General features: G+C 63.1%; 9 protein-coding genes. 1 reads left to right on the forward strand and 8 read right to left on the reverse strand.

Translation table 11 applies throughout. From position 1 onward, the window contains the following. The 5 genes from ACTS2Z_RS14235 to ACTS2Z_RS14255 form a co-directional block, all read right to left on the reverse strand. On the reverse strand, positions 1-616 hold a 616-nt coding region (locus ACTS2Z_RS14235; RefSeq protein WP_442573864.1), incomplete at its 3' end, for a proton-conducting transporter transmembrane domain-containing protein. Then, positions 613-1011, reverse strand: coding sequence for an NADH-quinone oxidoreductase subunit K (locus ACTS2Z_RS14240; protein ID WP_442573865.1), 399 nt, complete (start codon positions 1009-1011; stop codon positions 613-615). The genes ACTS2Z_RS14235 and ACTS2Z_RS14240, both read right to left, overlap by 4 nt. Further along, the gene (locus ACTS2Z_RS14245; protein ID WP_442573866.1) at positions 1008-1445 is read right to left on the reverse strand and encodes an MnhB domain-containing protein; all 438 of its coding nucleotides are present in this window, start codon (positions 1443-1445) and stop codon (positions 1008-1010) included. The genes ACTS2Z_RS14240 and ACTS2Z_RS14245 overlap by 4 nt, the downstream gene beginning before the upstream one ends. Positions 1446-1449: 4 nt before the next feature. Beyond that, positions 1450-3765: a hydrogen gas-evolving membrane-bound hydrogenase subunit E gene (mbhE, locus tag ACTS2Z_RS14250; RefSeq protein WP_442573867.1), complete on the reverse strand. Its 2316-nt coding sequence runs from the start codon at positions 3763-3765 to the stop codon at positions 1450-1452. A gap of 109 nt (positions 3766-3874) precedes the next feature. Beyond that, positions 3875-4597, reverse strand: a complete 723-nt coding sequence (locus ACTS2Z_RS14255) for a TlyA family RNA methyltransferase (protein ID WP_442573868.1) — start codon at positions 4595-4597, stop codon at positions 3875-3877. Between the two features lie 331 nt (positions 4598-4928). Between ACTS2Z_RS14255 and ACTS2Z_RS14260 the strand changes: the two genes are divergently transcribed. Continuing rightward, positions 4929-5138, forward strand: a complete 210-nt coding sequence (locus ACTS2Z_RS14260) for a cold-shock protein (protein WP_036513089.1) — start codon at positions 4929-4931, stop codon at positions 5136-5138. 295 nt (positions 5139-5433) lie between these two features. Here ACTS2Z_RS14260 and ACTS2Z_RS14265 read toward each other — a convergent pair whose 3' ends face one another. The 3 genes from ACTS2Z_RS14265 to ACTS2Z_RS14275 all read right to left on the reverse strand — a co-directional run. After that, complete coding sequence (locus ACTS2Z_RS14265) at positions 5434-5889, reverse strand: cupin domain-containing protein (RefSeq protein WP_442573869.1); 456 nt, start codon at positions 5887-5889, stop codon at positions 5434-5436. Between the two features lie 39 nt (positions 5890-5928). Beyond that, entirely contained in the window at positions 5929-7833 is a 1905-nt protein-coding gene (gene dxs, locus ACTS2Z_RS14270; protein ID WP_442573870.1) for a 1-deoxy-D-xylulose-5-phosphate synthase, read from the reverse strand. 67 nt (positions 7834-7900) lie between these two features. Beyond that, on the reverse strand, positions 7901-8531 hold a 631-nt coding region (locus ACTS2Z_RS14275), incomplete at its 5' end, for a polyprenyl synthetase family protein (RefSeq protein ID WP_442573871.1).

An 8531-nucleotide genomic window follows, 5' to 3' on the forward strand; every position in this document is an offset into this window, starting at 1 on the left:
CGGGCGACGTGCCAAGCTCGGGCACGACGCGGGCGAGGTCGGCAAAGTTCAGCGTTCCGGCAGCGCCGTAGAGGAAGGCCACGGCAGTGAGGAACATCGTCGTGCCGAAGAGGTTCAGCGCCGCATATTTCACCGCGGCGTCCAGATTGACCCCATCACGGTGCACCACCAGAAGGCCGATGGCGCAGACCAGAAGCACCTCGAACCAGACATAGAGGTTGAAGATATCGCCGGTGAGGAAGGCGCCGTTCACGCCCACCATAAGGCCGCAGAACAGCGGGAAGAACCCGCCATGCAGTGCATTCTCGCTGACACCGCGGAAGGCATAGATCGAAGCGGCGAGCGCAACGAGGCTGGCTGCAGCGACGGCCAGCGCAGAGAGTGTGTCCGCCACGATCGTGATGCCGAACGGTGCCGCCCAGTTGCCCGGCTGGGACGCGACAACACCGTTCGCCATGACAGATGCCAGCAAGGCAAAGGCAGCCGCAGCCGAAAGGGCCATGCCGATGACAGTGACCCAGCGCTGCCAGTGCGGACGCAGCCAGAATACGGCACCGAAGGCAGCGAAAATCAGCGGCAGGATCAGCGGAAGAATGACAAGAAGATCAGCGCTCATTGGCCTTTCGGGCTCCCCTCGCCATTGGTCGACTGGAAGGGATCGCCGTCCTCGCGGGCCGCGTTCATCTCGTCAGCATTGACGGTGCCGAGCGCGCGGGTCGCCTCATAGGCAACGATGGTCGCCAGCGCCAGTAGGGCAAATCCGATCACGATGGCCGTCAGCACGAGCGCCTGCGGCAGCGGGTTCGCCGCGCCTTCAGCGAGCGTGTAGGCGCCGCTTTCGATGATGGCCGGATCGGTCGGGCCGAGACGGCCGGCCAGGAAGATGACGAGATTGACGCCGGTCGCGATGAGCGCCGTGCCCAGCACGATGCGGATCACATTGCGGTCCATCATCAAAAAGACCCCTGCCCCCATTATCGCGGCGACAGCCAGTGCATAGAGAAGCGTCATTCGCTCGCCTCCTCGGAGCCGGTCTCATACATGCGGAAGAGGATGGCCAGCACACCACCGACCACGACGAAATAGACGCCAAGATCGAACAGGAGCGTGGTCCCGACCTTCAGTTCGAGAAAGCCGATCTGACCCTCCCACCACAAATGGTAGAGGAAGCCGCCAAAATCGCCGATCAGGGGCGGCAGGCCCGACAGGATCGCGCAGAAAAGCCCGATGCCCATCAGCACGACCGGGTGCAGGATCAGCCAGCGCTGGCCCGTTGTGGCACCGAACGCCAGCGTCACGATCGTGTAGGCCGCCGCAGCCGCCAGACCACCAATGAAGCCGCCGCCCGGCAGGTCGTGCCCGCGCAGGAGGATGAAGACTGAAAAGATCAGCATGGCGACGAAAAAGATCCGGGCCAGCGCATTGAGGATGACTGAACTCATCATCGGCTTAACCCTTCGTCTCTACGCGCCGGCGCAGCAGCGCCCAGACGCACAAGGTGGCAAGCGCCACGACCGAAATCTCGCCCAGCGTGTCGAGTGCGCGGAAGTCGACGAGGATGACGTTGACCACATTATGGCCATTGGCCTCGACATAGCTCGCTTCGCCGAAGAAGTCCGACAGGCGGCTATCGAACGGCAGGACGCTCATCGCCATGACGCCAAGGCCGACAGCGATGCCGAAACCGGCAGAGATCGCCAGTGCCAGCGGACGCTTCAGCAAGGATTGCTGGGGAGCCGGTTGCAGTGACAGGCGCAGCAGCACCGCCAGCAGGATCACGATGGAGAGCGTCTCGACGGTGAACTGGGTGAAGGCCACGTCCGGCGCACCATTGAGGAGGAAGACCACCGCCATGGTGTAGCCGACAATACCGACGCCCAGGATGGAGATCAGCACCGAGCGTGAGAGTGCGGCGACCGCTGAACCAACGATGGTCAGCAGCAGAACCACCACCATGTAGGGGCGCAGCGGTTCGGCAGCCGCAGCGCTGATCATGTCCAGCGAGAAGCCGGAGAGCGCAAGGAGGAGCGCCAGCGTCGAAAAGCCCAGCGTCACGGCGATATAGGTCCGCAGCGACAGGGCCTGAAGCACGCGGGCAGACACGCGGCCCGCCCGGTCCAGAGCGCCCATCACGGCGCCATAGCCCAGATCGGCAAACACCATGTTGGGTTTCACCGCATCGGGATCGCGATAGAGGCGGAGCCACAGCCAGACCAGTGCCGCGCCGGCGAGAAGAAGTCCGAGCGTGAAGAGGAATTTCGGCCCCAGGCTGGGCATGGCATGGACGTCGAGCGTAACCGCACCGCCATAGAGCGCGCTGATCGCCGGGGTAAGGACGCTGTCCCAGAACAGGGCCGGAATGACACCGATCGCAAGCCCCAGAAGGCCGAGCATGAGCGGTGGCAGGGCCATGCCGTAATACTCGCCATGATAGACCTTCACCTCGCCATAAGGCGGTTTGATGAAGAAGGGGCGCAGCGCCGCAAGTCCGGCCACCGCCGTCATCACGGCAGAGCTCGCCAGAGCGGTGAAGGTCAGCCAGATGGCCCAGTCACCGCCGCCGAGCGTGGCGGTCAGGAACAAATCCTTAGCCTTGTAACCAAGGAAGAACGGCACGCCGGCCATGGAAATGGCTGCGAGTATGCTGGCCACCGCCGTGATCGGCAGCTTGAAGCGCAGGCCGCCGAGGCGCGCCAGCTCGTACTGGTGCGTCGAATGGATAACCTGGCCGGCTGCGAAGAAGAGGGCAGCCTTGTAAAGCGCGTGCGCCACCAGAAACCCGATCGTCGCCTTCACGCCGTCGAGGCCGGGCACGCCGACCAACAGGACCAACGTGGCGAGCGAGCACACGGTGGACCAGGCCAGCACCGCCTTGAAGCCCGTGGAGCGCATCACGGCGAAGGCCGAGATCAGCATGGTGACGCCGCCGAACACCATGAGCGGGGCGTAGAAGATCACGAACTCGCCAAAGCCCGTATCGAAACGGGCCAGCAGATAGACGCCGAGCTTCACCATGGTGGCGGAGTGCAGATAGGCGCTCGCCGGGGTCGGCGCGGCCATCGCGTTCGGCAGCCAGAAATGGAAGGGGAACTGGGCAGATTTGGTGAAGCAGCCGATCAGCACCAGCACGATGATCGCCGGGAAGGCCGGCGAATTGGCAATCTGCGGGGCCTGCGCGGTGATCCCGGTCAGTGAGAACGTGCCTGCCGTCAGACCGAGAATGATGATGCCGCCAAGCAGCGCCAGACCGCCGCCGGCTGTGACCACGAGCGATTGCAGGGCGGCTTTGCGCGCCTTCGCATCCTCGTGCTTGAACCCGATCAGGAAGAACGAGACGAGGCTCGTCATCTCCCAGAAGATGAACAGCATGATCAGGTCATCGGCGAGAACCGTGCCGAGCATCGCCGTCATGAAGAGCAGGATGAAGCCGAGAAAACGTCCCCGGTCCTTGGCCTCTTCGCCGCTGAAATAGCTGCCCGCATAGATCACAACCAGCGTACCGATACCGGTGATCAGGAGCGAGAAGAGCAGCGAGAAACCGTCCAGCCTAAAGCCGAGCGAGACGCCATAGGCCGGAACCCAGTCAATCGTCTGCAAAATGGCAACGCCGCCGGGAAGGTCGGGCAGTTGCATCAGGAGCGAGATGAACAGGAAAGCCGGAACCAGCGCCAGCAACGGACCGGCAAAACGGCCCGCAACGCGGGTGACGGGAGCGGCGAGAAGCGCGCTCAGGCCCGCGATAATCACAAACCAGACAGGCGACATGAGGCCTCCGGCAACAGGGGACAAACAGTCGAGGCAGGAGGGCGGTGTTAAGCAAATACCGGCGTGCAACGTCAATGATAATTGTAAGAACCATGCGCCTTGTGCGGGATTACCCGCGCCAGACATGCAGCAGGATTTCGCGGTTTCCGTCACTGCCTGAAACCGGGCTGGGACACTGTGCCGCAACCTGCCAGCCGGTCTGCGACAGCCAGAGGGCAAAGGCCTGGAGCGCCTGTGCCGTGGCCTCTTCGTCGGTCACGATGCCCCCCTTGCCGATATGGGCACGGCCCACCTCAAATTGCGGCTTGAAGAGCAAGATCACATCGGCGTCAGATGTGCTCAGCGACAGAGGAACCGCCAGTATTTTGGCCAGTCCGACAAAGCTGGCATCGCAGACGATCAAATCCGGTGATTCCGGGATCAGCTCGCGGTTGAGATTGCGGGCGTCGGTGCTTTCAAGGCTGACAAGCCGGGGATGGGCGCGAAGCGAGGGATGCAGCTGGTCCCGTCCGACATCGACCGCATAGACGCGCGCCGCTCCGCGCTGAAGCAGTACCTCGCTGAAACCGCCGGTCGAACTGCCAATATCGAGACAGATGCGCCCTTCCGGGTTCACTCCGAACGTTTCGAGGCCAGCCACCAGCTTAAGCGCGGCCCGGCTGACATAAGGGTGCTCGGCCTCAGCTTCGATGCGGCTGCCTTCGGCAATGCCCTGCGACGGCTTGGCGAGGACAACACCATTGATGCGCACCCGGCCTGCCCGGATCGCGGCCTGTGCGCGGGCGCGTGTGTCAAAATAGCCGTGAGCAACGAGGTAATGGTCTGCGCGCATTGTGACGGACGGAGCCCTCTTCCATTGCAGACAGTCCAGCAGGGACTGCAAGTTTCATGCTGCGCTTGGCATATACACCGCGCTCACTGTTGATGCCGGAAATTTTTTACTTGTATCCGAAACAGTGTTCACTATCGCCTCGCAATTACTTTGCAACGAATTTATTTTGCGGATAGGGCGATAATGCGCTATAAAGCCCTATCGAATTTTGGCCGACGATCAGGTTTAGCGCAGTTTTTCTTGCGCCCCCTTCCCTCTACCTCTCTTCGATACCGTTGGCGCGCCTGCTTCGCAGGTCGCTGTGTTATGTCTTGTTACAAGGAATACTCCCATGGCTACGGGAACTGTTAAATGGTTCAACACCACCAAAGGCTACGGCTTCATCCAGCCGGATGATGGCAGCAAGGACGTATTCGTCCACGCTACGGCTGTTGAACGTGCGGGCATGGCCGCCCTCAACGAAGGCCAGCGCATTTCCTACGAGGAAGCGCGCGACGCCAAGAGCGGCAAATACTCCGCGACCAACCTGCAATCGGCCTGATTGACAGATTGATATCACGCGCGGGCGGCTTGCCGCTCGCGTGCTGAGACGGGAAGACCCCTTCGGCCGACGGGCCGGAGGGGTTTTTCTTTGGCTGTAACCTTCCCTTCGTCATCCCCGCGCAGGCGGGGATCCAGAGATCGAAGAGCGAAGACAGTGCAAAATGGCTCTGGGTTCCCGCCTGCGCGGGAACGACGAATAGAAGGACCGGGAAATTACGGCGCGCAGCACCGAAAAGCGCGAACGCGCGCCCGCGACTTTTCGCGGAACATCGCAACGCGGATGCGTTGCGGAACTAGAAAGGTGTCCCGCCTTTCGTCGCATATCCGGCCCGTCCGGGCCGGAAGACCATGTCGATATCGGAGTATTCGCCATGGTCTTCAGGGACCCGGCTGCCGACAACCAGAATCTCCACGATGGTGTCGGTGTCATTCTTCAGATGGTGGCCGTCCTTCACCCCGCCCGGAAAGCCCGCGCAATCCCCCGGTGACAGTCGCTCCTCGCCAGCATCGGTGACGAGCGTGGGATGGCCCGAGAGGACGTAGATGAACTCGTCCTCCAGCGCATGCCAGTGGCGCTGGGACGACCAGATACCCGGCTCAAGCCGCACCAGATTGACGCCAAACTGGGTCAGGCCGAACGCATTGCCGAGCGCCCGCCAGGCCCGGCGCTTCACCCGTTCATCGTGCGGCGGCGGGTAGGACGTACCGGAGTGCTCGGGGATGGAGCGGGAAGGCTTGGCGACGGGCATCAGGGCAACTCCGGGAATGAACCGAACTGCTCTCTCCTATCACGCCAGCGCCTTGGCCGCCTCCTCGGCGCGGCCCAGCGCATCGAGCACCGTTGCGGTGATATGGCGGGCATTGAGACGCGCCTCGTCATACTGTTTCACCGGCGTATCGTGTTCCTGGAACACATCCGGAAGCGTCATGGTGCGGATCTTCAGGCCGCGGTCGAGCGCGCCCTTCTCCGCAAGCAGGTGCAGGACAAAGGCGCCGAATCCGCCGCGCGAGCCTTCCTCGATGGTGATGAGCACTTCATGCTCGCGCGCCAGGCGCAGGATCAGATCCTCATCGAGCGGTTTGGCAAAACGTGCATCAGCGACAGTGGCCGAAAGGCCATGGGTGGCAAGCTGATCGGCGGCTTTCAGCGATTCCTCCAGCCGTGTGCCGAGCGACAGGATAGCGACCGCACTCCCCTCGCGCACGATACGGCCCTTGCCGATCTCCAGCGGTTGGGGATTGGCCGGCATCTCAACGCCAATGCCCTCGCCGCGCGGATAGCGGAACGCGCTGGGGCCATCGTCGATGAGAGCGGCCGTGCGCACCATGCGCGCCAGCTCGGCCTCGTCAGACGCGGCCATGATGACCATGCCCGGCAGCATGCCGAGATAGCCGAGATCGAAACTGCCTGCGTGAGTGGAGCCATCCGCGCCGACAAGACCGGCCCGGTCTATGGCGAAACGCACCGGCAGGTTCTGGATGGCGACGTCATGCACCACGCTGTCATAGGCGCGCTGCAGGAAGGTGGAGTAAAGCGCGGCGAAGGGTTTCATGCCTGCTGCCGCGAGACCTGCCGCAAAGGTAACCGCATGCTGCTCGGCAATGCCGACATCGAAGCAGCGATCGGGGAAGCGCGCGGCAAACTTGTCGAGCCCGGTGCCGCCCGGCATGGCGGCGGTAATGGCGACAATGGCCGGATCGGCTTCGGCCTGCGCAATCAGGGCTTCGGCAAACACGCCGGTATAGCTCGGCGCGGCAGGTTTGGATTTCGCCTGCTCGCCGGTAATCACGTTGAACTTCGAAACGCCATGATACTTGTCGGCAGCCGCCTCCGCGGGCGCATAACCATGGCCCTTGTGGGTCACGGCATGGATCAGGACCGGACCGTCCTGCCCGTCGCGCACATTTCTCAGGACTGCGACCAGCTGGGCGACATCATGCCCGTCAATCGGGCCGACATAGCGAAAGCCCATCTCCTCGAACATCGTGCCGCCAACGGCCATGCCGCGCATGTATTCCTCGGCCCGGCGCGCGGCTTCCTCGACGCCGATGGCCTTGGCAAGGCCCTTGCCGATCTTGCGAAGCGAGCGGTAGCCCTTGGAGGAGACCAGACGCGCGAAATAATGGCTCATCGCACCGACAGGCGGCGCGATCGACATGTCGTTATCGTTCAGGATGACGATGAGGTTCTTGTCCAGCGCACCGGCATTGTTCATCGCCTCATAGGCCATGCCCGCCGACATCGAGCCGTCACCGATCACGGCGACGACGTGGCGCTTCTCGCCCTTGAGGTCGCTGGCAACGGCAAAGCCCAGAGCCGCCGAGATCGAGGTGGAGGCGTGCGCAGCCCCGAACGGGTCGTACTCGCTCTCGGAACGCTTGGTGAATCCGGACAGGCCGCCGCCCTGGCGCAGCGTGCGGATACGGTCGCGCCGGCCGGTCAGGATCTTGTGGGGATAGCACTGGTGGCCGACATCCCAGATGAGGACGTCATCGGGCGTATCGAACACGTGATGCAGCGCGACGGTGAGTTCCACCACGCCAAGGCCCGCACCCAGATGCCCGCCCGTTACCGAAACCGCATCAATCGTCTCGGCGCGCAATTCGTCGGCAACGAGGCGCAGCTGGCCCACATCCAGATTCTTCAGGTCCTTCGGGGAGGTGATGCGGTCGAGATGGGGCGTGTCAGGCATAATGGCTCCAGCTTGCCGTCCGGCATGTACCGGCATTCGTGTTACAAGGCCCGGTAAAAGGGCCGGATCAGGACCGCCGTTCAAGTACGAAGTCGACGCAATTCTTCAGGATATTGGCAGAACTGCCGAAGAGTGCGAGGTGTTCCTTGGCCTGGGCGGCGAGATGACGCGCCCGTTCGCGCGCCCCGTCCACCCCCAGAATCGTGACAAATGTGGTTTTTCCCTGACGGGCATCCTTGTTGACGGCTTTCCCGGCAATACTCGGCAGGCCTTCTGCGTCCAGAAGGTCGTCGACGATCTGGTAGATAAGTCCCAGATCATGGGCATAGCCCTCCAGCGCATGGCGCGCATCCTGCCCGGCCTCGGCCAGCACGGCGCCCGCTTCCACCGAGAAACTGATCAGCGCACCCGTCTTCATCCGGTGCAGCCGGGTGAGCACGCCGATATCATCGCCGGTGCGGGTGGGAGACAGCATGTCGATCATCTGGCCGCCTGCCATGCCGCGCGCGCCGGAGGCCTTCGCCAGCCCCTCCACCAGCGCCAGCCGGACGGTGGGATGGGGATGCGTGTCGGCTCCGGCCATGATCTCGAAGGCAGACGATTGCAGCGCGTCACCGGCGAGGATGGCTGTCGCCTCGTCATAGGCAATATGCACGGTCGGCCGTCCGCGGCGCACATCGTCATCATCCATGGCCGGC

The organism is Glycocaulis sp. (assembly GCF_052168375.1).
GTDB lineage: Bacteria > Pseudomonadota > Alphaproteobacteria > Caulobacterales > Maricaulaceae > Glycocaulis.

What these genes read in the sequence shown, in the direction of transcription:
- mbhE (WP_442573867.1), bottom strand. Translation starts at nt 3,765, where the DNA reads ATGTCGCCTGTCTGGTTTGTGATTATCGCGGGCCTGAGCGCGCTTCTC.
- ACTS2Z_RS14255 (WP_442573868.1), bottom strand. Translation starts at nt 4,597, where the DNA reads ATGCGCGCAGACCATTACCTCGTTGCTCACGGCTATTTTGACACACGC.
- ACTS2Z_RS14265 (WP_442573869.1), bottom strand. Translation starts at nt 5,889, where the DNA reads ATGCCCGTCGCCAAGCCTTCCCGCTCCATCCCCGAGCACTCCGGTACG.
- ACTS2Z_RS14245 (WP_442573866.1), bottom strand. Translation starts at nt 1,445, where the DNA reads ATGATGAGTTCAGTCATCCTCAATGCGCTGGCCCGGATCTTTTTCGTC.
- ACTS2Z_RS14260 (WP_036513089.1), top strand. Translation starts at nt 4,929, where the DNA reads ATGGCTACGGGAACTGTTAAATGGTTCAACACCACCAAAGGCTACGGC.
- dxs (WP_442573870.1), bottom strand. Translation starts at nt 7,833, where the DNA reads ATGCCTGACACGCCCCATCTCGACCGCATCACCTCCCCGAAGGACCTG.
- ACTS2Z_RS14240 (WP_442573865.1), bottom strand. Translation starts at nt 1,011, where the DNA reads ATGACGCTTCTCTATGCACTGGCTGTCGCCGCGATAATGGGGGCAGGG.